This is a genomic window from Vibrio sp. M260112 (assembly GCF_036533775.1).
GTDB lineage: Bacteria > Pseudomonadota > Gammaproteobacteria > Enterobacterales > Vibrionaceae > Vibrio.
Genome location: NZ_JATABH010000160.1, coordinates 1 through 1,079 on the forward strand (window position 1 = coordinate 1; position 1,079 = coordinate 1,079).

Genomic DNA, 1,079 nt, shown 5'->3' on the forward strand with positions numbered 1-1,079 from the left:
TTAGAAGGTGCTAGGTCAGCAGAGCCGCCTAGGAATTCTGGTAGCATGGCACCGAATGCTTCTAGCGCATTTTGTGACGCTTTACGTGAAGCGATGTTGGCTGGGTTAGCTTGTAGATCAGCGATGATCGCGTTGGCTTTCTCTTCCCATTCTGCTGGCAGCTCACCGTTTACGCGGCGTTTGAATTCTGCTGCAAGTTCTGGATATGCTGCTTCATAAGCTGCAAATTTCTCGTTCCACGCTGCTTCCTTAGCTGCGCCTGCTTCTTTCGCATCCCATTGCGCGTAGACATCTTGCGGAATTTCAAAAGGACCGTGCTCCCAACCAAGTTCTTTACGTGTCGCTGCGATTTCTTCAGCGCCTAGTGGTGCACCGTGACAGTCGTGTGAACCAGACTTGTTAGGTGAACCAAAACCGATGATGGTTTTAGTACAGATTAGCGTAGGGCGAGGGTCAGCTTTTGCTGCAATGATGGCCGCATTGATCGCTTCTGCATCGTGACCGTCAACTGCTGGGATTACATGCCAGCCGTACGCTTCAAAACGCTTAGGTGTATCGTCAGAGAACCAACCTTCAACGTGACCATCGATAGAGATACCATTGTCATCCCAGAAAGCGATTAGCTTGCCAAGACCTAGCGTGCCCGCAAGAGAACATGCTTCGTGTGAGATACCTTCCATCAGACAGCCATCACCCATAAATGCATAAGTGAAGTGGTCAACGATGTCGTGGCCTTGTTTGTTGAACTGTGCTGCTAGAGTCTTCTCAGCTAGCGCCATACCTACAGCGTTAGTGATACCTTGACCTAGAGGACCCGTTGTTGTTTCGATACCAGGTGCGTAACCGTACTCTGGGTGACCTGGAGTCTTAGAATGCAGCTGACGGAAGTTCTTCAGATCGTCGATAGACAGCTCGTAACCAGCAAGGTGTAGCAGAGAGTAAATCAGCATAGAGCCGTGGCCGTTAGAAAGGACGAAACGGTCGCGGTCAGCCCACTCTGGGTTAGCTGGGTTGTGATTTAGGTGTGAACGCCAAAGAACTTCAGCGATATCAGCCATACCCATAGGTGCGCCTGGGTG

At 50.7% G+C, this 1,079-nt stretch carries 1 protein-coding gene; it reads right to left on the bottom strand.

The annotated features are described in order from the left end of the window. Positions 1-1,079, bottom strand: a 1,079-nt coding sequence (locus QTN95_RS20815) for a thiamine pyrophosphate-dependent enzyme (RefSeq protein WP_331418873.1), incomplete at both ends; no start/stop codon positions are given.